The following is a 22,051-nucleotide window of genomic DNA, read 5'->3' on the forward strand; positions in this document are numbered from 1 at the left end:
TTCCACGCCCAAGAGGTACGAAAGAATGAAACTGAACCCGAAACAGCTGGCCGCCAGCGCGGCTCTGCTGGGTGTGCTGGCCTGTGCCGCCGCCCTGCCTGCGTCGGCTGCCGGCCCTGTTACCACGCCGCTGGCCCTCACGCTGCCCAAGGTGAGCTTTCCCTGGGATAAAGTTACCGCCGAGAGCATCGAGACCGGCAGCTACGATGCCGCCCCGCTGGCGGGCACGGCCCAGCAGCTCTCCCCGGTGACCACCCCCGCCAATGCCGCCAGCAAGAACGGCGTGACCTATGTCTCTGACAACCCCAATGTTGTCTCGGTGGACAGTGAGGGCGTGGCGCAGGCTGTGGGCCTGGGCACGGCCAACATCACCGCCACCTGCGGCGGGGTGAGCTGCACCTATACCATCACCCCTCAGCCGGATGCCAGCATGATCGCCACCGAAATGGATATCACCCTTGCATCCAGCACCATTGCCGTGGGCGAGACCACCAGCCTCTCGCTGGCAGTGCTGCCCACCTCGGCGGCCAACTATATCAACGTCAGCCTGAGCTCTTCCAATGAGAAGGTGGCTACCGTCAACAACTTTGGCAAAGTGACCGGCGTTGCCCCCGGCAAGGCCACCATCACCGCCACGGACGGCAACGTGAGCTGCACGGCCACCGTTACGGTGGTTGCGGCCAACACCAGCACCGTCTCCAGCCAGTCCATCTCCCTGAACACCAACTATGTGGTGCTCAAGCCGGGCTCCTCCAAGACCATCACCGGCAAAGTATCGCCGGCCTCCGCCAGCCAGAGCCTGACCTTCAAGAGCCAGGACAAGAGCATTGCCACCGTCAGCGGTTCCGGTGTCATCACCGGCGTTGCCACGGGTGCCACCTCCGTGGTGGTCTCCAACGGCACCGCCTCCACCTCGGTCACGGTCATCGTCAACCGCACCGCCTCCACCTCCGGCAGCAGCAGCGACACCAGCGGTGAGGGCACCGAGGAAAATGTCACCACCGATGCCACCGTGGCCGCCATCCAGAACGCCGCAGGGGAGGAAGTGTCCCTCTATCAGAGCGACGTGCCCGCCATCACCGGCGAGATCCTGAGCGCCCTGCGCACCACGGGCCGCAGCCTGATCGTGCTGGGCGAGGATTATACCCTGCGGATCGATGGCACCAGCATCAAGAGCACCCAGGGCGGGTTCAGCACTGCCCTGACTTTTGCCCCCGATGAAAACGGCCTGAGCTTCCAGCTGGGCGAAAGCGGCGCGCTGCCCTGCGTGGTGCAGATCACCCTGACCGGTGAGAACGCCGCTTACAGCCGCCTGTATCTGCACAACACTGCCAGCGAAAAGTGGCAGTTTCTGAACAGTTACAAGGATGGCACCATCACCGCCGATACGGCTGGCAGCTACCTGCTGACCAACCAGAATCTGCGCTTCACCAATATCAACTGGACCTTCTTCATCGCCGCCGGTGCGCTGACCGTGGTCTGCCTGATCGTGTATATTGCCGTCAAGAAACGGTATTGGTTCTGGTAATTATAACTGTGCGTAATAAAACCTCCCGCTCATTCGAGTGGGAGGTTTTGTGTTATAACAAGGGCTGTTTCAACCAACCTATATGCCATAACGTGCTCTCAATTCCTGCAAGGCGCTGCGGGCATCCTGTGTCTGTCCGGCTTCCACCTGCTGTTCGGCAGCATCCAGTTTGGCGTAAGCGTCCAGAAGCTGCATCTTTTCTTCATAGGCTTCCATGCTCATAATGACCATATCGCCATAGCCATTTTTGGTGATATAGACAGGTTCTTTGGATTCACTGCACATCTGGGAGACAGCGGCAGTGTTTTTGAGGTCGCGGATCGGAATAATACGCGGCATGATATCAGCTCCTCTCTGTGGCTTTATTATACCATAATAATACCACACCTGCAAGAGCAGTTTGTACTTGACAATTAAAATACAATGTGATATGATTTTGATATCAGAAAGAAACTTCCGAACCCTGTAAAGGAGGGACATTTTATGGAAGAGAAGATCTTACAGACCAAGAAGAACGGCATGACCATGCTTCTGCTGACCCTGCTGGGTTATGTGGCTGCGGTTGTGGTGGGCGGCATCGGTTTTGTAATGCTGTATACTACCTTCCTGGGGTTTATCCCGCTGGCGATCGCTGTCATCTATGCCATCATCGGTATTTTCCTGTTCGCGGGCCTGAAAGTCCTCAAGCCCGAGGAAGCGCTGGTGCTGACCCTGTTCGGTGATTACATCGGCACCCTGAAGGGGGAGGGCTTCTACTGGGTCAATCCCTTCTGCACTGCCGTCAACCCGGCTGCGGGCACGGTCCTGAGCCAGAGCGGTGATGTTCAGCAGCGCCCTGTGGTGCAGGCTGACCGTGAGAAGGACGGCAAGAAGATCTCCCTGAAGGTGATGACCCTGAACAACTCCCGCCAGAAGATCAACGATTGCCTGGGCAACCCGGTGGAGATCGGCATTGCGGTGATCTGGCGGGTGACCGACACCGCCAAGGCCGTGTTCAATGTAGACAACTACAAAGAGTACCTGTCCCTGCAGTGCGACAGCGCCCTGCGCAACGTGGTGCGCATCTACCCCTACGATGTGGCCCCCAACGTGGACACCACCGGCGACGGTGTGGCCGACGAGGGCAGCCTGCGCGGCTCCTCGGAAGTGGTGGCAAAGCGCATCCAGGGCGAGATCCAGAAGAACGTCACCGCCGCCGGGATCGAGATCATCGAAGCCCGCATCACTTATCTGGCCTACGCCCCCGAGATCGCTGCGGTCATGCTGCAGCGTCAGCAGGCAAGCGCCATCATTGATGCCCGTAAGATGATCGTGGACGGTGCCGTGGGCATGGTGGAGATGGCGCTGGACCGCCTGAGTGAGAACAAAGTGGTGGAACTGGACGATGAGCGCAAAGCGGCAATGGTCTCCAACCTGCTGGTGGTGCTCTGCGGCAACCGTGACGCGCAGCCCATTGTGAACAGCGGCAGCCTGTACTGATGGCAGAGCCGAAAAAGCAGATCCCCCTGCGCCTGAATGCGAAGCTCTACGATGCCCTTGCCGCGTGGGCTGAGGATGACTTCCGCTCGGTGAACGGGCAGATCGAGTATCTGCTCACCGAGTGTGTGCGTCAGCGCAAAAAGAACGGCAAGTACGTCTCTGACCAGATCGACGTGCCGCCCGAACTGGATATCAAGTAAAAGAACGACCCTCTCAGTCAAAGCCTGTTGGCTTTGCCAGCTCCCCCGAAGGGGGAGCCTATCGCTGGCCTGGGATAAAGGCAGCATAGCCTCGCCCTTCGGGAGAGGTGGCATTGCGAAGCAATGACGGAGAGGGTCGTTCCTTATTTAATTCGTATGCTCGCTCCACCCGCTGGAAGTGATCACTTCGCCATCGGTGGTGCACCAGAGGGCTTCCACACCGTCCAGCGATTCCACGAGCTGCTTGCCCTCTTCCAGAGGCAGGCAGAACAGGCCGGTGGTCAGGCAGTCGGCCACACCGGAGTCCGGAGCCAGCACGCTCACGCCGTCAAAGTAGGCGGCGGGCCAGAGGGTGGCCGGGTCGATGAGGTGGTGGTAGCGCACACCGTCCACAACGTAGTAGCGCTGGTAGTCGCCGCTGGTCACAAGGGAGAGGTCGCTCATCCTGACGGCGGCTACAGTGGAGCTGCCGTTGGTGTAGACCTCGGAGGAGTTCCACGGGTTTTCCACGCCGCCTACCCACTGGGAGCCGTCCGGCTTGGTGCCGATGGCCCGCAGGTTGCCGCCCACGCTGATGAGGGCACTGGTCAGGCCCCGGGCTTCGGCGGCCTGTGCGGCCTGCTCCACGGCGTAACCCTTGCCCACGCTGCCCACGTCCAGCGACATGGCCGGGTCGGCCAGATAGACCGTTTTGGCATCTTCATCAATGATGAGGTTGGCGATATCGCAGTGCTGTGCGGCGGCATCCAGCTCTTCCTGCGTGGGCAGCTGGTTGTTGCTGTCGTTGTCATCGGCCAGTGCGGCCTCGCGGTAGTTGTGCCAGATGTTCAGCACACTGCCCAGCGCAATGTTCAGCTTGCCGCCGGTGGTGTCGTACATGGTCTGGGCCAGCTCCAGCATCCCGAGGATCTTGTCATCCACCGTCACCGGGGCAATGCCCGCATTGTCGTTGATGGTCTTGATGTTGGTCACGCCATCGTAATCATTATAAATGTCGTAGAGCTGGTTGTACTCCACAAGGTCGGCGTGGAGCGCGTCCATCTGGGCGGTGAACTCTTCCTCGCTGTCGCAGTAGGCGATGACCTGCGTCACGGTGTCGAACACATCATAGAACACGGTGGAGTAGCGCTGCGGGCCATCGGCGGCGCTGGACGCAGTAGAGCCGGAAGCGGAGCTGCCGCAGCCCGCCAGCAGGCTCAGGCTGAGCGCAGCCGCCAGCAGGGCGGAAAAAATACGCTTGGTCATCATGCTTTGGCGGTCTCCTTTGCGGCGGTAAAGGCGGTGTGCTCTTCCTGCAGATGTGCCAGCAGGTCACCGAACACCCAGTTCTTGCTGGTGGGGGTCACAACGGCCTTGAGGGGGATGTTCACCTGTGCCTGCTTCATCAGGTCGAGCAGGGTGTCCACATCCTTATCCTTGAAGTTGGCCAGCACCAGCGCCGGGGGATAAGCACCCGGCTCCAGCACCAGAGTGCGGGTGGTCTTGACTTCCACCTCGCCCAGCAGCTGGGCCACGGTCCTGCCTGCATCGGCAGGGGAGACCAGCAGCAGCTTCATCCCGAAAGCGGGAGCCATCCCCTCCAGAATGCCCCGGTCGGCGGCAGAAAGGTTCCAGCCCAGCGCCAGCGGGATGCCGGCATTCTGGTTGCGTGCAATATGAGCTTTCATAGAAATACCTCGTTTCAAGGGTGAATTCAAAATACACCATAGTATACCATATTTGATGACAAAAGAAAACAACCCCCTCAGTCACGCGGCAGCGTGCCGAGAGGGTCGTTCCATTCTCAGTTCATCTTCTTGCCAAAGAACTCGACTTCTTTGGTGATAAAGCCCATCAGTTCATCGAACTGGTCGGGGGTCAGGCTCTGGGCACCATCGCACTTGGCCTTGGCGGGGTTGTTGTGCACCTCAATCATCAGGCCGTCAGCACCGGCGGCCACAGCGGCCTTGGCCAGCTGGGGCACCATCCAGGCATGGCCGCAGGCGTGGCTGGGGTCCACCACCACGGGCAGGTGGGTCATTTTGTGGAGCATGACCACACCGGCAAGGTCCAGGGTGTTGCGCATACTGGTTTCAAAGGTGCGGATGCCGCGCTCGCAGAGGATAACGTTCTCGTTGCCCTCGGCCATGATGTACTCGGCGCTCATCACAAATTCTTCCAGCGTGTTGGCCAGGCCGCGTTTGAGCAGCACAGGCTTTTTCTGGCGGCCCACGGCCTTAAGCAGCTCAAAGTTCTGCATATTGCGGGCACCCACCTGGATGAGGTCTACATTCTCGAACAGGGGCAGATGCTCGGTGTTCATGATCTCGGTGACGATGGGGGAGCCGGTGGCGCGGCGGGCCAGCTTGAGCAGGTCCAGGCCCTCGCTCCGCATTCCCTGGAAGGAGTAGGGGGAGGTGCGGGGCTTGAATGCGCCGCCGCGCAGCAGGGAAGCGCCTGCATCCTTAACGCGCTGGGCGCAGTAGGTGATCTGCTCCTCGCTCTCGATGCTGCAGGGGCCTGCAATGACGGCGAAGTTGCCGCCGCCGATCTTCACGCCGTTGACATCGATCACGCTGTCGTCGGGGTGGAACTTGCGGTTGGCCTTCTTGTAAGGCTCAGACACGCGGCGGCAGGTCTCGACCACAGGGTTGGCCAGCACCCAGCTCTCGGCAATGGCCTTGGTGTCGCCGATCAGGCCCAGAATGTGGGTGTCGCTGCCCTTGGAGTCGTTGATCTGCAACCCCATATCCTGCAGCTCGTGGCAGAACTCGCGGACCTGTGCGTCAGGGGCATCCTGTTTCAGTACAATGATCATGGTGGTCGTCTCCTTATCCTTCTCACACAAACGGCACAGGAGACCGGCTCCATTGCCGTGATTTATTTTCGTGAAGTTCAGTTTCCTGAAGCATGGGCCTATGATAACACTTCAGGGAACTGAAGTCAAGAGAAATTTTGAAATTTAGGAAAGAAAGTGGTAGAATAGGGGCAGCCTGAGAGGGCAAGGAGTTTACAAGGAGCGATCATCAATGGGAAAAGAAGCAAAAACGAATGCCATGCGCATCCTGGAACGGGCCAAGGTGCCCTATACAGCCCACGAGTATGCCCACGAGGAAGGCGTGGCGGTGGACGGCGTGACCGTGGCCGCCAGCATGGGGGAGGACCCGGCCTGCGTATATAAGACGCTGGTGACCCAGGGCAGCAGCAAAAACTACTTTGTGTTCGTCATTCCGGTGGCGGCAGAGTTTGACCTGAAGGCCGCTGCCCGCAGCGTGGGCGAAAAAAGCGTAGCCATGATCCATGTGGCCGATATCAATAAGGTCACCGGCTATGTGCGCGGCGGCTGCAGCCCGGTGGGTATGAAAAAGCAGTACACCACCGTGTTTGATGAAAGCGTGCTGGCTCAAGAAAAGGTCTATGTCTCCGGCGGCCGCATTGGTACGCAGGTGTGCTGCGCACCCGCCGACCTCGTCCGGGCAGCAAGGGCAGCAACAGCGAAGATCATCTTCTAAGGTAAAACGCCCTTACTGCCAACGCAATGACGGAGAGGCTGTACAGAGCGGGGCCTGCTCAGTGCGATAAAACTTGCTTTATTATATTTTCTAAAAAAGTCATACTTAAAAAGAAATACGGTGTCGAAACTGCACAAAACTTTTGAAAGTTTTTTGACGCGGGAGAACACAAGGGAGAAATTGCCCTAAGGGCCTTTGCAAAGTGGAATTTTTGCCGTAAACTGTATGTAGTACAGGGACGGTACCCCGGCGGATGCCGGGTGCCGCCTGAAAAAGCGCAGAGCAAAAGGGGAACTTCAAAGATGAAGATGCTGTCGGGCTTCACAGAACAGAACACCATTCGTGCTGTTCAGGGGCATCGTGCAGCTTTGTGCAAAGCGCTGGGAGAGCATACGCAGAAATAAAGGCCGTGGTGCAGGTGTACCACAGCTTTTTTTTGTTTTGCAGACGGAGAAAGAGAGGTTCGGATATGATTCGGAAAGTTGCAGTGATCATGGGCTCGGACAGTGATTGGCCGGTGGTAAAGGGGGCCTGTGCCCAGCTGAAGGCGCTGGACATCCCCTTTGAGGCACACATCCTTTCGGCCCACCGCACCCCTGCCGAGGCCGCGGATTTTGCCAAAAATGCCCGGGCCAACGGCTTTGGTGTGATCCTGTGCGCGGCGGGCATGGCGGCCCATCTGGCCGGTGCCTTTGCCGCCAACACCACCCTGCCTGTCATCGGTATCCCGATGAAGGGCGGCGCGATGGACGGTCTGGACGCGCTGCTGGCCACGGTCCAGATGCCCAGCGGCATCCCGGTGGCTACCGTGGCCCTGAACGGGGCCAAGAACGCCGCCTGGCTGGCTGCCGAGATCCTGGCCCTGAGCGATGACACACTGGCCGGGAAGCTGGAGGCCGAGCGGGTGAGCATGGCACAGCAGATCGCAGCTAAGGAAGAAAAGCTGCAGAACGAACTGAAAGAGTTGTAAGGAGAACCAATGTCTGATTTTGCATATCCGCTGCACGAGGAATGCGGCGTTTTTGGCATTTACGACCGGGCGGGCACTGAGGATGTGGCCGCTGCCGCCTATTCTGCCCTGTATGCGCTGCAGCACCGCGGGCAGGAGAGCTGCGGCATTGCGGTCAACGATGACGGTGTCATCCAGGGCCACCGCGACCTCGGCCTGGTGAACGAGGTGTTCACCCCCGCCGTGCTGGGCAGTCTTTCCACCCCCACGGCCCACATGGCAACGGGCCATGTCCGCTATGCCACGGCCGGCAGCCGGGTGCGGGCCAACGCCCAGCCCATGATCGTCCGGCATGGCCGGGGCACCATGGCCCTCTGCCACAACGGCAACCTGACCAATGCCCTGGAGCTGCGCCGTCAGCTGGAGAACGAGGGTGCCATCTTCCACGGCTCCTCCGATACCGAGGTCATCTGCTACCTCATCACCCGCAACCGCCTGCGGATGGGCAGCATTGAGACCGCCATCAGCAAGACCATGGATGTGCTGGAGGGTGCATACAGTCTGGTGATCATGTCCGCCACCAAGCTCATTGCGGTCCGGGACCCCCGGGGCTACCGCCCCCTGTGCATCGGCACCCTGCCCGGCGGCGGCTACGTCTTTGCCAGCGAGAGCTGCGCGCTGGATGCTGCGGGCGCGACCCTGCTGCGGGACGTGGAGCCCGGCGAGATCGTCATTGCCGACACCAAGACCGGTGAGCTGCGGAGCATCAAGGATCACTGCGGCCGCCCGGACACCCAGATGTGCGTGTTCGAGTTCATCTATTTCTCCCGCCCGGACAGCATCATTGAGGGCAGCTCGGTGCACGAGGCCCGCAAGCAGGCAGGCCGGTTCCTGGCACAGGAGCACCCTGTGGAGGCCGATGTGGTCATCGGCGTGCCGGATTCCGGTCTGGATGCGGCGCTTGGCTACTCGCAGGAGAGCGGCATCCCCTACGGCATCGGCTTCATCAAGAATAAATACATCGGCCGCACCTTTATCCAGGGCAGCCAGAAGCAGCGCGAAAACAGCGTGCGCATCAAGCTGAACGTGGTGTCCAGCACCGTCAAGGGCAAGCGGGTGGTGCTGGTGGATGACTCCATCGTGCGCGGCACCACCTCCGCCCGCATCATCAAGCTGCTGCGGGATGCCGGTGCAAAGGAAGTCCACTTCCGGGTCTCGGCCCCCCCGTTCAAATACCCCTGCTACTTCGGCACCGACATCCCCGACCAGAAGCTGCTGGTGGCCACGGGCCGCAATGTGGAGCAGATCAATGAGATCATCGGGGCCGACACCCTGGGCTACCTGTCCACCGAGCATGTGGTGCAGCTGGCCAAGAACGCAAAATGCGGTTTCTGCACCGCCTGCTTTACCGGCGAGTATGCCGTGAAGCCGGAGGAGGTGCTTTCCACCGATATCCATGAACGCCACCTGAACGACCGTCCCAAAAACGAGAAGAAGTTAGGAGAGTAAGAAGATGGAAAAGAGCTATTCTGAGAGTTACGCAGCTGCCGGTGTGGATATCACCGCCGGTTACCGCTCCGTTGAACTGATGAAGCAGTATGTTGCCCGCACCATGAACGAGCACTGCATTGGTGGTCTGGGCGGCTTTGGCGGCCTGTTTGAGCTGGACTGCACCGGCTACAAGCACCCGGTTCTGATCTCCGGCACGGACGGCGTGGGCACCAAGCTGAAGATCGCCATGATCATGGACAAGCACGACACCATTGGCATCGACTGCGTTGCCATGTGCGTCAACGATGTGATCTGCGCCGGTGCAAAGCCGCTGGTGTTCCTGGATTACATCGCCTGCGGCCGCAACATCCCTGAGAAGATTGCCGAGATCGTCAAGGGCGTGGCCGAGGGCTGCGTGCAGGCTGATTGCTCTCTGGTGGGCGGTGAGACTGCCGAGCACCCGGGCATGATGCCGGAGGATGAGTACGATCTGGCCGGTTTCACTGTGGGCGTTGTGGACAAGGAAAAGATCCTGAACAACGAGACCATGCAGGCTGGCGATGTCATCCTCGCTCTGCCCTCCACCGGTGTTCATTCCAACGGTTTCTCGCTGGTGCGCAAGATCTTTGATATTGACAACGATCCCGATGTTCTGCACACCACCCCCGCCGAGCTGGGCGGCAAGACCCTGGGCGATGCCCTGCTGGCTCCCACCAAGATCTACGTTAAGCCGGTGCTGAAGGTGCTGGAAGAGGTGGATGTCAAGGGCATCTCCCACATCACCGGCGGCGGCTTCTATGAGAACATCCCCCGCAGCCTGAAAAAGGGCTGCTGCGCCCGCATCAAGAAGGAGGATGTCCGCACCCCGGCGCTGTTCCACCTGATGCAGGAGACCGGCCACATCTCCGAGCACGATATGTTCAATACCTTCAACATGGGCGTTGGCATGGTGCTCACCGTTCCTGCCGCACAGGCCGACAAGGCGCTGGAGATCCTCCACGCCAACGGCGAGCCCGAGGCTTACAAGCTGGGTGTCATCGCTGAAGGGGACGGTGTGGAACTGTGCTGAACGTAGCTGTGTTGGTTTCCGGCGGCGGCACCAATCTGCAGGCCCTGCTGGACAGCGAAGCCCGGGGCGAGAACCCCAATGGTAAAATTACGCTGGTGGTAGCCTCCAAGCCCGGTGTCTTTGCGCTGGAGCGGGCCGCAAAGGCCGGTGTGGAGGGTGTTGTGGTTCGCCGCAAGGACTACGCCACCAGTGAGGCCTTTGACGCAGCCCTGCTGGAAACGCTGAAAAGCCACAACATCGATCTGGTGGTGCTGGCCGGGTTCCTTTCCGTGCTGGGCCCCAGTGTCATTGAAGCCTATCCCCGCCGCATCCTGAATGTTCATCCGGCGCTCATCCCGTCCTTCTGCGGGCCCGGTATGTACGGCCTGCGCCCCCATCAGGCTGCTCTGGCCCGGGGCTGCAAGGTGACCGGTGCCACCGTCCACTTTGTCAACGAGGAGTGCGACGGCGGCCCCATTCTGCTGCAGAAGGCAGTGGAGATCCTGCCCGGCGACACCCCCGAGGTGCTGCAGAAGCGGGTGATGGAACAGGCCGAGTGGAAGCTGCTGCCCAAGGCAGTTGCCATGGTGTGCAGCGGCGAGATCGAGTAAAAACTCCTTCCGTCACGCCTGACGGTGTGCCACCTCCCTCAAGGAGGGAGGCTTGAGGCTCCCTCTCCGAGGGGGCTGTCGCCGCAGGCGACTGGGGGAGTTCCGTAATAGGAGAATTTGACATGGAAAAGATCAACCTGAACGATTATCTGGCCTCCAACGAGTACCCCGGCCGCGGCATTGCAGTGGCAATGGCTCCCGATGGCCGTCAGATGTTCATCGGCTACTTTATCATGGGCCGCAGTGAGAACAGCCGCAACCGCGTGTTCGACCCCGTGCCCGAGCGCGGCGGCATCTGCACCATGGCTGCAGACCCTGACAAGCTGGAGGACCCCAGCCTTATCATCTATAACCCCGTGCTGACCCTGGGCAAGACCCACATCGTGACCAACGGCGACCAGACCGATACCATTTTTGACCTGATGAGTCAGGGCAAGAGCTTTGCCGATGCCCTGCGCACCCGCACCTTTGAGCCGGACGGCCCCAACTACACCCCCCGCATCTCCGCTGTGGTGTACGCTGATGGCAGCTACCAGATGAGCATCCTGAAATCTGCCGACGGCAACGGCGACAGCGTCCAGCGCTATTTCTTTGATTACCCCCAGCCTGTGGCCGGTGAGGGTCATTTCATCAGCACCTACAAGCACAACGGAAACCCCATCCCCAGCTTTGAGGGTGAGCCCCTGCGCTTTGCCTGCCCCCGCACCATCGGCGATTTTGCCCATGGCCTGTGGCAGAACCTGAACCCCGACAACAAGGTCAGCCTGTTTGCACGCGTCATCGATCTGGACAGCGGCGAGACCGGCGATATGATCTTCAACAAATACGATGCTGTCAACAGCGATCTGGACGACCCCGAGGAGCCTGAACTGCTGCCCGAGGAGCTGGAGCTGCTGGCAAAGCGCGATGCCGAAGCGGAATAACGAAGACTTAAGGAGGATGCATCAATGAACGAACTCGCACTGAAGTACGGCTGCAACCCCAACCAGAAGCCCAGCCGCATCTATATGGAAGATGGCTCCGACCTGCCCGTGACTGTGCTGAACGGCAAGCCCGGCTACATCAATTTTCTGGATGCCCTCAACTCCATCCAGCTGGTCAAGGAGCTGAAGGCGGCCTGCGGTCTGCCCGCCGCCGCTTCCTTCAAGCATGTGTCCCCGGCGGGTGCCGCCCTGGGCCTGCCCCTGACCGATGTGGAGCGCAGGATGTACCACATTGCTCCGGACTTTGAGCTCTCTCCGCTGGCCTGCGCTTACGCCCGTGCCCGCGGTGCTGACCGTATGTCCTCCTTTGGCGACTGGATCGCCCTCTCCGATGTCTGCGATGTGCCCACCGCAAAGCTCATCCAGCATGAGGTCTCTGACGGCATCATTGCCCCCGGTTATGAGCCGGAGGCTCTGACCATTCTGGCCGGCAAGAAAAAGGGCAACTACAATGTGGTGGCCATTGACCCCGACTACAAGCCCGCCCCGGTGGAACACAAGCAGGTGTACGGCATCACCTTTGAGCAGGGCCGCAACGAGCTGACCATCAACGCCGACACCATGCTGACCAACTGGGTCACCGAGAACAAGAGCGTGACCGAGGAGCAGAAGCGGGACCTGATCATTGCCCTCATCACCCTGAAATACACCCAGTCCAACAGTGTCTGCTACACCGCAGGCGGCCAGACCATCGGCGTGGGTGCCGGCCAGCAGAGCCGCATCCACTGCACCCGTCTGGCGGGCCAGAAGGCCGACAACTGGCAGCTGCGCCACATGGACAAGGTGCTGAACCTGCCTTTCCGTGACGATATTGCCAAGCCCAACCGCGACAATGCCATTGATGTGTATATCGGTGACACCCCCGAGGATGTCATCGGCGACGATGTCTGGGCCGAGACCTTCACCGAGCAGCCCGCACCCCTGACCGCGGAGGAAAAGAAAGAGTACCTGAGCCATGTTACCGGTGTCTGCCTGGGTTCCGATGCCTTCTTCCCCTTTGGCGACAACATCGAGCGTGCCCGCCGCTCCGGCGTGACCGCCATTGTCCAGCCCGGCGGCTCTATCCGCGACCAGCAGGTTATTGACACCTGCAATAAGTACGGCATCGCCATGGCGTTCTGCGGCATCCGGCTGTTCCATCACTAAAAGGAAAACTGGTTCGCCCTCTCAGTCAAAGCCTGTCGGCTTTGCCAGCTCCCCCAAAGGGGGAGCCTTTGGCAGCATCCCGTTAGTAGCTGCTGGTGTTAGTGCCAGTCTTGGCTCTCCCTTTGGGAGAGCTGGCGCGAAGCGCCTGAGAGGGTGAGGACGCTGACAGAGAAGCAGAAACGAATATTTTAGGAGATGTTAAAATGGCTAAAAAAATCTTAGTGGTCGGCGGCGGCGGCCGCGAGCATGCCATCATCAAGGCACTGAAAAAGAGCCCGGACTGCGGCGAGATCTGGTGCGCTCCGGGCAACGGCGGCATCAGCTATGATGCCAAATGCAAGAACATCAAGGCTACGGACGTAGAGACCATGGTGGCCTTTGCCGCTGAGGAAAAGTTTGATTATGTGGTCGTGGCGCAGGATGACCCGCTGGCGCTGGGCATGGTGGACGCGCTGGCTGCAGTGGGCATCCCTGCCTTTGGCCCGGACAAGGCCGCTGCCCGCATCGAGGCCTCCAAGGTGTTCTCTAAGGACCTGATGAAGAAATACGGCATCCCCACCGCAGATTATGCCACCTTTGATGACCCCGCCAAGGTCATGGATTACATCAAGGCAAAGGGCAAGTACCCCGTGGTCATCAAGGCCGACGGGCTGGCACTGGGCAAGGGCGTGCTGATCTGCGAAAATGAGGAGCAGGCTGCCGACGGCGTGAAGGAGATCATGCTGGACAAAAAGTTCGGCGCTTCCGGCAACCATGTGGTGGTGGAAGAGTTCCTCACCGGCCCCGAGGTCAGTGTGCTGAGCTTTACCGACGGCAAGCTGGTCAAGCCCATGGTGTCCAGCATGGACCACAAGCGTGCCAACGACCACGACACCGGCCTGAACACCGGCGGCATGGGCACCGTGGCCCCCAACCCCTACTACACCCCGGCCATTGCTGCCGAGTGCATGGAAAAGATCTTCCTGCCCACCATTCAGGCCATGAACGCCGAGGGCTGCCCCTTCAAGGGCTGTCTGTACTTCGGCCTGATGCTCACCCCGGACGGCCCCAAGGTCATCGAGTACAACTGCCGCTTCGGCGATCCCGAGACCCAGGTGGTGCTGCCTCTGCTGGAGAGTGACCTGCTGAAGATCATGGCTGCCTGCACCGAGGGCACACTGGCCGATACCGAGGTCAAATTCTCCGAGGGTGCGGCCTGCTGTGTTATTCTGGCCTCCGGCGGCTACCCGGTGTCCTATGAAAAGGGCAAGCCCATTTCCGGCCTGACCAACGGCCAGCTGGAAGGGGAGAGTAACATCACAGTCTACCACTCCGGCACGGCACTGCGTGAGGACGGCACGCTGGTCACCAACGGCGGCCGCGTGCTGGGCGTGACAGCAACTGCGCCCCGCCTGACCGCCGCCATCACGCAGGCATACGCCGCCGCTGAGAAGATCAGCTTTGAAAAGCTGCACAAGCGCACGGATATTGGTATGAGAGCGCTGAAAGCAATCGCTGAACAATAAAAAAGAGGGGGATTCACCCATGGTCTATCGTATTTATGTAGAAAAGAAGCCCGGCTTTGATGTGGAAGCCCAGGGCCTGAAAAATGAGCTGGTGAGCCTGCTGGGCATCCAGTCCCTGAGCGGCCTGCGCCTGCTGAACCGCTATGACGTGGAGGGTATCGACGAGGCACTGTTCAACCAGTGCGCTACCACCGTGTTCAGTGAGCCGCCGGTGGACAACACCTATGCGGAGCTGCCTGAATTCGAGGGCATTTCCTTTGCTGTGGAGTACCTGCCCGGCCAGTTCGACCAGCGCGCCGATTCTGCCGCCGAGTGCATCCAGCTCATCAGCCAGGGCGAGCGCCCGCTGGTTCGCTCTGCCCGTGTCTACCTGCTGGAGGGTTCCCTGACCGAGGAGCAGGTGGCAGAGATCAAGAAGTACGTCATCAACCCGGTGGAGGCCCGCGAGGCTTCGCTGGAGACCAAAGCTACCCTGAAGATGGAGTATCCCGTGCCCACCGCTGTGGCCACGCTGGAGGGCTTCAACGAGCTGGACGAAGAGGGCCTGAAGAAGTTCATCGACGAAAAGGGCCTGGCCATGGATCTGGGCGATATTAAGTTCTGCCAGGAGTACTTCCGCTCTGAGCACCGCGACCCCACCATCACCGAGATCAAGATGATCGACACCTACTGGTCCGATCACTGCCGCCACACCACCTTCGGCACCATTCTGGATGATGTCCAGATCGACGATGCCGTGGTGCAGGCAGCGTTTGACCGCTACATGGCCATGCGCGCCGACCTGGGCCGTGAGGAGAAGCCCCGCTGCATGATGGATCTTGCCACCATCGGTGCCAAGGAGCTGAAGAAGCAGGGCATCCTCAAGAATCTGGACGAATCCGAGGAGATCAACGCCTGCACCGTCAAGATCAAGTGCGATGTGAACGGCAAGGATGAGGACTGGCTCTTCCTCTTTAAGAACGAGACCCACAACCACCCCACCGAGATCGAGCCCTTCGGTGGTGCGGCCACCTGCATCGGCGGTGCCATCCGCGACCCGCTGTCCGGCCGCAGCTATGTCTATCAGGCCATGCGTGTGACCGGCGCAGGCGACCCGCTCAAGCCTGTCAGCGAGACCCTGCCCGGCAAGCTGCCCCAGCGCAAGCTGGTGACCACTGCCGCTGCCGGTTACTCCTCCTACGGCAACCAGATCGGCCTTGCCACCGGCCAGGTAGATGAGATCTACCACCCCGGCTATGTGGCAAAGAGAATGGAGATCGGCGCTGTGGTGGGTGCGACCCCCGCTTCCCACGTCCGCCGCGAGTGCCCCGCCCCCGGGGATGTCATCGTCCTGCTGGGCGGCCGCACCGGCCGCGACGGCATCGGCGGTGCCACCGGCTCCTCCAAGGCCCACAATCTGGGCAGCCTGGACCACTGCGGTGCTGAGGTGCAGAAGGGCAATGCGCCCATCGAGCGCAAGCTCCAGCGCCTGTTCCGCCGTGAGGATGCCTGCAAGATGATCAAGCGCTGCAACGACTTTGGTGCGGGCGGCGTTTCCGTTGCCATCGGTGAGCTGGCCGACGGCCTGTATATCGACCTGAACAAGGTCACCAAGAAGTATGACGGCCTGGACGGCACCGAGCTGGCCATCAGCGAGAGCCAGGAGCGCATGGCTGTGGCCCTTGCCCCCGAGGATGTGGACAAGTTCATCGCCATTGCCACCGAGGAGAACCTTGAGGCCACCCCCGTGGCAAAGGTCACCGAGGAAAAGCGCCTGAACATGGTGTGGAACGGCGTGTCCATCGTCAACATCAGCCGTGAGTTCCTGAACTCCAACGGTGCGGAGAAGCACCAGAACGTCCATGTGGAGCAGGGCACCGTCTGGCAGCCCCAGTGGGCCGGCATCACCTTCAGCCAGAAGATGAAGAACATGGTGGGCGACCTGAACATCTGCAGCAAGAAGGGCCTTTCTGAGCGGTTCGACAGCACCATTGGTGCCGCCACCGTCCTGATGCCCTTTGGCGGTGCTTACCAGCTGACTCCCCAGAACGCCATGGTGGCAAAGCTGCCCGTGGATGGCGAGACCAACACCTGCTCCGGCATGGCCTGGGGCTACAACCCCTACCTGATGAGCGCCAACCAGTATATCGGCGCACGGATGGCCGTGGTGGACAGTGTCACCAAACTGGTGGCCTCCGGCTTCCGCTATGAGGATGCCTACCTGACCTTCCAGGAGTATTTTGAGCGCCTGGGCACCAAGCCCGAGCGCTGGGGCAAGCCGCTGGCCGCCCTGCTGGGTGCTCTGGATGCCCAGATGGGTCTGGGCATTGCCTCCATCGGCGGCAAGGACAGCATGTCCGGCTCCTTCGAACAGCTGGATGTGCCCCCCACGCTGGTCTCCTTTGCCACTGCTATCGGCAAGGCCAGCAAGGTGGTCTCCACCGAGTTCAAGAAGCCCGAGAGCACTGTTGTCCTCATCCGGCCCATTCTGGACCCCGAGACCGGCTGCCCCAACTTCTTCTCCCTGAAGGCAAACTACAAGATCGTGGAGCAGATGATCGAAGAGGGCATGGTGGCATCTGCCTGCGCCGTGGGCTACGGCGGCATTGCCGAGGCCCTGTTCAAGATGGGCCTGGGCAACCACATCGGCTTCAAGATGCGCGCTGATATGCCCACCCACCGGATGTTCGAGCCCATGTACGGCTCCATCGTGCTGGAAATGGTCTCTGATTCCCCCGCAGGCGAGCTGCTGGGCGAGACCACCAGGGAGTATACCTTTGAAAGCTGCGGCGAGACGCTGGATATGGCTGAGCTGCAGGAGATCTGGGAGAGCAAGCTGGAGCCTGTGTACCCCTACCGCAAGGCAGGCCCCACCGTGGAAAAGATCAACGGCAAGCTGAACGCCCCCGCTGCCCCCAAGATCGGTGTGGCAAAGCCCAAGGTGATCATCCCTGTGTTCCCCGGCACCAACTGTGAGTACGACACCGCCAAGGCCTTTGCCCGCGCCGGTGCCGACCCTGAGATCCTGGTCATCCGCAATCTGACCCCGGCGGACGTTACCGCCAGCTGCGAGGCACTGGTCAAGGCCATTGGCGAGAGCCAGATCGTGATGCTGCCCGGCGGTTTCTCCGGCGGCGACGAGCCGGACGGCAGCGCCAAGTTCATCGCCTCCTTCTTCCGCAGCCCTGCGGTCACCGAGGCGGTCCGCGACCTGCTGCAGCACCGCGACGGCCTGATGCTGGGCATCTGCAACGGCTTCCAGGCCCTGATCAAGCTGGGTCTGGTGCCCTACGGCGATATCCGCCCCATCACGGCCTATGACCCGACCCTGACCTTCAACACCATTGGCCGCCACCAGAGCATGCTGGTGCGCACCCGCGTTGCATCCACCGGCAGCCCTTGGCTGTCCCACTGCGATGCAGGCAGCGAGTACGAGATCGCCATCAGCCACGGCGAGGGCCGCTTTGTGGCACCCCAGAACGTGCTGGATCAGCTGGTTGCCAACGGCCAGGTGGCTACCCAGTATGTTGATCTGGAGGGCGAGCCCACCATGGATCAGCGCTACAACCCCAACGGCTCTCTGCTGGCCATTGAGGGCATCACCAGCCCGGACGGCCGCGTGTTCGGCAAGATGGGCCACTCGGAGCGCAGCGGCGAGTACCTGTACAAGAATGTCACCGGCGACAAATATCAGCCGATCTTTGAGGGCGGCGTAGACTATTTCAAGGTTTGATGGTAGAATAGAGAAAAACTCCTTCCGTCATCGCTGACGCGATGCCACCTCCCTCTCCGAGGGAGGCTGAAAGGCCCCCTCTTCGAGGGGGCTGTCGCCGGAAGGCGGCTGGGGGAGTTACTTTCAGGAGGAAACAACCAATGTCACAGCATGATCGTTATATCAGCCCCTTCTCTACCCGTTATTCTTCCGATGAGATGCAGTACATCTTCTCGGATGACAACAAGTTCCGCACCTGGCGCCGCCTGTGGGTGGCGCTGGCCCGGGCCGAGATGGAACAGGGCCTGACCAATATCACCCCCGAAATGGTGGCCGAGCTGGAAGCCCATGTGGACGACATCAACTACGAGGTCGCCATTGCGCGCGAGAAGCTGGTGCGCCATGATGTGATGAGCCACGTTTACGCCTACGGCCAGCAGTGCCCCAAGGCAGCCGGCATCATCCATCTGGGTGCCACCAGCTGCTATGTGGGCGATAACACCGATATCATCGTGATGCGGCAGGGCCTGGAGCTCATTCGCAAAAAGCTGATCGGTGTGCTGGCAAAGCTCTCCCGCTTTGCTGAGGAGTACAAGGACATGCCCTGCATGGCCTATACCCACTGCCAGCCTGCACAGCCCACCACCGTGGGCAAGCGTGCCACCCTGTGGGCCAACGAGCTGGTGATGGATCTTGCCGAGATCGACCACCGCCTTGCCACCCTGCAGCTGCGCGGTGTCAAGGGCACCACCGGCACGCAGGCTTCCTTTATGGAGCTGTTCAAGGGCGATGCAGACAAGATCCGCGCTGTGGATGCTTCCATTGCCAGGGAGATGGGCTTTGCCCCGGATGCCGTGATCCCCGTGTCCGGCCAGACCTACAGCCGCAAGGTGGATGCCTTTATCCTGAACGCTCTGGCAGGCATTGCCCAGAGCTGCATGAAGTTTGCCACCGACCTGCGCCTGCTGGCCAACTTCAAGGAGATGGAAGAACCTTTTGAGAAGAACCAGATCGGTTCCTCCGCCATGCCTTACAAGCGCAACCCCATGCGGTGTGAGCGCATCTGCGCCCTGAGCCGCTACCTGATGGTGGATGTGCTGAACCCCAGCTTCACCACCGGCACCCAGTGGTTTGAGCGCACTCTGGACGACAGCGCCAACAAGCGCGTTGCCATGGCCGAGGGCTTCCTGGCTGCCGATGCCATCCTGAACATCATGCTCAATGTCACCGATGGCATCGTGGTCTACCCCAAAGTGGTGCGCAGCCGCCTGATGGCAGAGCTGCCCTTCATGGCCAGCGAGAACATCATGATGCAGGCTGTGGAAAAGGGCGGCAACCGTCAGGAGCTCCACGAGCGCCTGCGCCAGCACGCCATTGCCGCTGGCAAGCAGGTCAAGGAAGAGGGCCTGCCCAACGATATGGTGGACCGCGTTGCAGCCGACCCCGCCTTTGGCCTGACCAAGGAGGAGATCGTGGCCGGTCTGGTGCCCGAAAACTTTGTGGGCCGTGCACCCCAGCAGGTGGAGGAGTTCATTGCAAATGTGCTCCAGCCCATCTTTGATGCCAACCCCGATGCTGTGGAACAGCACGCTTCTCTGAGCGTTTAAGGGTGTGGCCCAGTAGCTTTCTCCTCGGACACGGCTTGGGCCATTCCATCGCCCGCCCTACTGCCTGCGGCAGCAGGGTCCCACCCCAGCGGACGGTCCTCGGAGAAACTCCCGGTCCACTGAACTGCAAAATCTATCGCTGCGCTCCGCCTTTGGGCAGGGCGCAGCTTTGCTATAACCGGAAAAGGAGAACCTATGCGACTAGACAAATATCTGGCCGAGACGGCGCAATGCACCCGGAGCGAGGCAAAGACCCTGCTGAGCAGGGGACGGGTGACGGTGAACGGCGCGGTGTGCAAAAAGGGGGACACCCAGCTCAGGGAAGGGGACAGCGTGGCGGTGGACGGTGCGCCGCTTGCTTACCAGCAGTTCGTCTACCTGATGATCAACAAGCCCGAGGGCGTGGTGAGCGCTTCCACCGACAAGCGGGATACCACCGTGGTGGATCTGATCGGGGATGCCTACCCCCGGCGGGAGCTGTTCCCGGCCGGCCGGCTGGACAAGACCAGCACCGGCTTTGTTCTGCTGACGGATGACGGCGGCTTCGCCCACGAGATCCTTGCCCCGAAGCGCCATGTCTCCAAGACCTACACGGTGGTCATTGACACACCGCTGACCGAGGAGATGTGCAAGGGCTTTGCCGAGGGCGTGACGCTGGCGGATGGCACCGCCCTCTCCCCGGCAGAGGTGGAAGCCCTGACCCCGGACGGCCTGACCGTGAAAGTCAGGCTCAGGCAGGGGGTGTACCACCAGATCAAGCGGATGTTCGGTGTGTACGGCGCGGGCGTGAACGCCCTGCATCGGGATGCCATCGGCGGGCTTGCGCTGGATCCGGCCCTTGCACCGGGGCAGTGGCGGGAGCTTTCTGCGGAGGAAGTGACAGCAATTACCACCGGAGCCTGACTGCTTTTCACCTGATTTTCAAAAAAACATCACATTTTGCCGGTAAAATATTCACAAGAACCACGCAAAACAGTGCTTTTTGGGCCTGAAAATACCCCCGAAAGATAATTTCACCAAGAAAGTCAAAAATATTTTGGTGAAATATGTTGCAAAAGTAAATTCTTTTGTGTAAAATAGATAATGTAAAGCGGCGAAATTGTTAAAAACGACAATCTCGCCCCTGCGGCTTGCACAAAAGAGGAAAAGGGGTATCCATTTATGGCCAATAGAGTATTCCAGAGCGTGATCTACCAGATGAAAGACGCCATCGATCGTGTGGTCGGTGTGGTGGATGAGACCGGCGCTGTGATCTCCTGCTCGGAGCTGAACCTGATCGGAGAGGTGCGCGAGGGTTTTATGGCAGAGCGCCTGACGGCCGGTGACCGCTTTGTGCGGGATGGCTACACCTATCAGCAGTTCTCCAGCGCAAAGCATAACGACTATGCCGTGTTTGTGGAAGGCGCGGACGAGACTGCGGGCCAGTTTGCGGCCCTGCTCTCCATCAGCCTGCAGAGCATCAAGCAGTACCACGATGAAAAGTTCGACAAAGCCAACTTCATCAAGAACGTGGTGCTGGACAACATCCTGCCCGGCGATATCTACGCCAAGGCCCGTGAGCTGCACTTTGCCACCGATGTTTCCCGCGTGGTGTTCATTGTGCGCGTGACCTCCGGCGGCGACATCTCCGCTTACGATGTGGTCAGCAGCCTGTTCCCGGACAAGCAGAAGGACTTTGTGTTCAATATCAGCGAGACCGACACCGTGCTGGTCAAGGAGATCCGCAAGGGCATCGACCGCACCGATATGGAGAAGCTGGCTGCCAGCATCGTGGACACCCTGTCCGGCGAGCATTACATCAAGGCTGTGGTCGGCATCGGCACCCCCATCTCCAACGTGAAGGATCTGGCTACCTCCTTCAAGGAAGCCCAGATCGCCATGGAGGTCAGCAAGGTGTTCGACACCGAGAAGCAGATCATCCGCTACGACAACCTTGGCATTGCCCGCCTGATCTACCAGCTGCCCACCACTGTCTGCGAGATGTTCCTGCGCGAGGTGTTCAAGCAGGGCAGCATCGAGAGCCTGGATCAGGAGACCCTGTTCACCATTCAGCGCTTCTTCGAGAACAACCTGAATGTGTCTGAGACCAGCCGCGGCCTGTTTGTCCACCGCAACACGCTGGTGTATCGTCTGGAAAAGATCAAAAAACTGACCGGTCTGGATCTGCGTGAGTTCGACGATGCCATCGTCTTTAAGGTGGCGTTGATGGTCAAGAAGTACCTGTCCAACAACCCGGCCAAATATTAAGCAGACGCTTGCGGCGCAAAGCCGTCGGCGCAGAACCGGCCGCTCGAAACCGATGCTGGCCGGTTCTTTTTGGTT

The 22,051-nt window shown here is 60.2% G+C and carries 19 protein-coding genes; 15 read left to right on the plus strand and 4 right to left on the minus strand.

The window, feature by feature from the left end:
* Positions 1 to 25 precede the first annotated feature (25 nt).
* A complete protein-coding gene (locus MTP40_RS05020; protein WP_207697840.1) occupies positions 26 to 1,528 on the plus strand; it encodes an Ig-like domain-containing protein in 1,503 nt (500 codons plus the stop codon).
* A 78-nt stretch (positions 1,529 to 1,606) separates the two neighbouring features.
* On the opposite strand, the gene MTP40_RS05025 is transcribed toward MTP40_RS05020, so the two are convergent.
* On the minus strand, positions 1,607 to 1,867 hold the full coding sequence (locus tag MTP40_RS05025) for a type II toxin-antitoxin system Phd/YefM family antitoxin (protein ID WP_249258069.1): 261 nt from the start codon (positions 1,865 to 1,867) through the stop codon (positions 1,607 to 1,609).
* A gap of 144 nt (positions 1,868 to 2,011) precedes the next feature.
* On the opposite strand from MTP40_RS05025, the gene MTP40_RS05030 reads away from it, so the two are divergent.
* Both MTP40_RS05030 and MTP40_RS05035 read left to right on the plus strand, forming a co-directional pair.
* Positions 2,012 to 3,007, plus strand: a complete 996-nt coding sequence (locus tag MTP40_RS05030) for an SPFH domain-containing protein (RefSeq protein ID WP_005932167.1) — start codon at positions 2,012 to 2,014, stop codon at positions 3,005 to 3,007.
* A complete protein-coding gene (locus MTP40_RS05035) occupies positions 3,007 to 3,207 on the plus strand; it encodes a PTS ascorbate transporter subunit IIC (RefSeq protein ID WP_005932170.1) in 201 nt (66 codons plus the stop codon). Before MTP40_RS05030 ends, MTP40_RS05035 begins: the two co-directional genes overlap by 1 nt.
* 147 nt (positions 3,208 to 3,354) lie before the next feature.
* Here MTP40_RS05035 and MTP40_RS05040 read toward each other — a convergent pair whose 3' ends face one another.
* From MTP40_RS05040 to aroF, 3 genes are all read right to left on the minus strand, one after another.
* Positions 3,355 to 4,455, minus strand: coding sequence for an FAD:protein FMN transferase (locus MTP40_RS05040; RefSeq protein ID WP_249259935.1), 1,101 nt, complete (start codon positions 4,453 to 4,455; stop codon positions 3,355 to 3,357).
* A complete protein-coding gene (locus tag MTP40_RS05045; RefSeq protein ID WP_156066302.1) occupies positions 4,452 to 4,874 on the minus strand; it encodes a DUF3783 domain-containing protein in 423 nt (140 codons plus the stop codon). The genes MTP40_RS05040 and MTP40_RS05045 overlap by 4 nt, the downstream gene beginning before the upstream one ends.
* 116 nt (positions 4,875 to 4,990) lie before the next feature.
* Entirely contained in the window at positions 4,991 to 6,004 is a 1,014-nt protein-coding gene (gene aroF, locus MTP40_RS05050; RefSeq protein ID WP_035393988.1) for a 3-deoxy-7-phosphoheptulonate synthase, read from the minus strand.
* Positions 6,005 to 6,215: 211 nt separating this feature from the next.
* Between aroF and ybaK the strand changes: the two genes are divergently transcribed.
* From ybaK to MTP40_RS05110, 12 genes are all read left to right on the plus strand, one after another.
* Positions 6,216 to 6,698, plus strand: a complete 483-nt coding sequence (gene ybaK / locus MTP40_RS05055) for a Cys-tRNA(Pro) deacylase (protein WP_249259936.1) — start codon at positions 6,216 to 6,218, stop codon at positions 6,696 to 6,698.
* Positions 6,699 to 7,167: 469 nt separating this feature from the next.
* Positions 7,168 to 7,668: a 5-(carboxyamino)imidazole ribonucleotide mutase gene (purE, locus tag MTP40_RS05060; RefSeq protein ID WP_005932189.1), complete on the plus strand. Its 501-nt coding sequence runs from the start codon at positions 7,168 to 7,170 to the stop codon at positions 7,666 to 7,668.
* Between the two features lie 9 nt (positions 7,669 to 7,677).
* Entirely contained in the window at positions 7,678 to 9,156 is a 1,479-nt protein-coding gene (gene purF / locus MTP40_RS05065; protein ID WP_097772396.1) for an amidophosphoribosyltransferase, read from the plus strand.
* A gap of 4 nt (positions 9,157 to 9,160) precedes the next feature.
* Positions 9,161 to 10,207 (plus strand): phosphoribosylformylglycinamidine cyclo-ligase, encoded by a 1,047-nt coding sequence (gene purM / locus MTP40_RS05070; RefSeq protein WP_249259937.1) that lies wholly within the window; start codon positions 9,161 to 9,163, stop codon positions 10,205 to 10,207.
* The gene (gene purN, locus MTP40_RS05075; RefSeq protein WP_242885861.1) at positions 10,201 to 10,797 is read left to right on the plus strand and encodes a phosphoribosylglycinamide formyltransferase; all 597 of its coding nucleotides are present in this window, start codon (positions 10,201 to 10,203) and stop codon (positions 10,795 to 10,797) included. The genes purM and purN overlap by 7 nt, the downstream gene beginning before the upstream one ends.
* 122 nt (positions 10,798 to 10,919) lie before the next feature.
* A complete protein-coding gene (locus MTP40_RS05080) occupies positions 10,920 to 11,720 on the plus strand; it encodes an IMP cyclohydrolase (RefSeq protein ID WP_156061558.1) in 801 nt (266 codons plus the stop codon).
* Positions 11,721 to 11,744: 24 nt separating this feature from the next.
* A complete protein-coding gene (locus MTP40_RS05085; protein WP_117477307.1) occupies positions 11,745 to 12,926 on the plus strand; it encodes a phosphoribosylaminoimidazolecarboxamide formyltransferase in 1,182 nt (393 codons plus the stop codon).
* Positions 12,927 to 13,129: 203 nt separating this feature from the next.
* A complete protein-coding gene (gene purD / locus MTP40_RS05090) occupies positions 13,130 to 14,431 on the plus strand; it encodes a phosphoribosylamine--glycine ligase (protein WP_249259938.1) in 1,302 nt (433 codons plus the stop codon).
* Between the two features lie 19 nt (positions 14,432 to 14,450).
* Positions 14,451 to 18,143, plus strand: a complete 3,693-nt coding sequence (locus tag MTP40_RS05095) for a phosphoribosylformylglycinamidine synthase (protein WP_249259939.1) — start codon at positions 14,451 to 14,453, stop codon at positions 18,141 to 18,143.
* 140 nt (positions 18,144 to 18,283) lie between these two features.
* Positions 18,284 to 19,729, plus strand: a complete 1,446-nt coding sequence (gene purB / locus MTP40_RS05100; RefSeq protein WP_156075500.1) for an adenylosuccinate lyase — start codon at positions 18,284 to 18,286, stop codon at positions 19,727 to 19,729.
* A gap of 195 nt (positions 19,730 to 19,924) precedes the next feature.
* The gene (locus MTP40_RS05105; RefSeq protein WP_207684984.1) at positions 19,925 to 20,632 is read left to right on the plus strand and encodes a pseudouridine synthase; all 708 of its coding nucleotides are present in this window, start codon (positions 19,925 to 19,927) and stop codon (positions 20,630 to 20,632) included.
* 258 nt (positions 20,633 to 20,890) lie between these two features.
* Positions 20,891 to 21,976: a PucR family transcriptional regulator gene (locus MTP40_RS05110; protein WP_005932217.1), complete on the plus strand. Its 1,086-nt coding sequence runs from the start codon at positions 20,891 to 20,893 to the stop codon at positions 21,974 to 21,976.
* Positions 21,977 to 22,051 lie beyond the last annotated feature (75 nt).

The organism is Faecalibacterium sp. IP-3-29, assembly GCF_023347335.1.
Taxonomy (GTDB): Bacteria; Bacillota; Clostridia; order Oscillospirales; family Ruminococcaceae; genus Faecalibacterium; species Faecalibacterium duncaniae.

Coding starts and splice junctions, on each gene's coding strand:
- MTP40_RS05020 (WP_207697840.1), top strand. CDS start 26: ATGAAACTGAACCCGAAACAGCTGGCCGCCAGCGCGGCTCTGCTGGGT.
- MTP40_RS05025 (WP_249258069.1), bottom strand. CDS start 1,867: ATGCCGCGTATTATTCCGATCCGCGACCTCAAAAACACTGCCGCTGTC.
- MTP40_RS05030 (WP_005932167.1), top strand. CDS start 2,012: ATGGAAGAGAAGATCTTACAGACCAAGAAGAACGGCATGACCATGCTT.
- MTP40_RS05035 (WP_005932170.1), top strand. CDS start 3,007: ATGGCAGAGCCGAAAAAGCAGATCCCCCTGCGCCTGAATGCGAAGCTC.
- MTP40_RS05040 (WP_249259935.1), bottom strand. CDS start 4,455: ATGATGACCAAGCGTATTTTTTCCGCCCTGCTGGCGGCTGCGCTCAGC.
- MTP40_RS05045 (WP_156066302.1), bottom strand. CDS start 4,874: ATGAAAGCTCATATTGCACGCAACCAGAATGCCGGCATCCCGCTGGCG.
- aroF (WP_035393988.1), bottom strand. CDS start 6,004: ATGATCATTGTACTGAAACAGGATGCCCCTGACGCACAGGTCCGCGAG.
- ybaK (WP_249259936.1), top strand. CDS start 6,216: ATGGGAAAAGAAGCAAAAACGAATGCCATGCGCATCCTGGAACGGGCC.
- purE (WP_005932189.1), top strand. CDS start 7,168: ATGATTCGGAAAGTTGCAGTGATCATGGGCTCGGACAGTGATTGGCCG.
- purF (WP_097772396.1), top strand. CDS start 7,678: ATGTCTGATTTTGCATATCCGCTGCACGAGGAATGCGGCGTTTTTGGC.
- purM (WP_249259937.1), top strand. CDS start 9,161: ATGGAAAAGAGCTATTCTGAGAGTTACGCAGCTGCCGGTGTGGATATC.
- MTP40_RS05080 (WP_156061558.1), top strand. CDS start 10,920: ATGGAAAAGATCAACCTGAACGATTATCTGGCCTCCAACGAGTACCCC.
- MTP40_RS05085 (WP_117477307.1), top strand. CDS start 11,745: ATGAACGAACTCGCACTGAAGTACGGCTGCAACCCCAACCAGAAGCCC.
- purD (WP_249259938.1), top strand. CDS start 13,130: ATGGCTAAAAAAATCTTAGTGGTCGGCGGCGGCGGCCGCGAGCATGCC.
- MTP40_RS05095 (WP_249259939.1), top strand. CDS start 14,451: ATGGTCTATCGTATTTATGTAGAAAAGAAGCCCGGCTTTGATGTGGAA.
- purB (WP_156075500.1), top strand. CDS start 18,284: ATGTCACAGCATGATCGTTATATCAGCCCCTTCTCTACCCGTTATTCT.
- MTP40_RS05105 (WP_207684984.1), top strand. CDS start 19,925: ATGCGACTAGACAAATATCTGGCCGAGACGGCGCAATGCACCCGGAGC.
- MTP40_RS05110 (WP_005932217.1), top strand. CDS start 20,891: ATGGCCAATAGAGTATTCCAGAGCGTGATCTACCAGATGAAAGACGCC.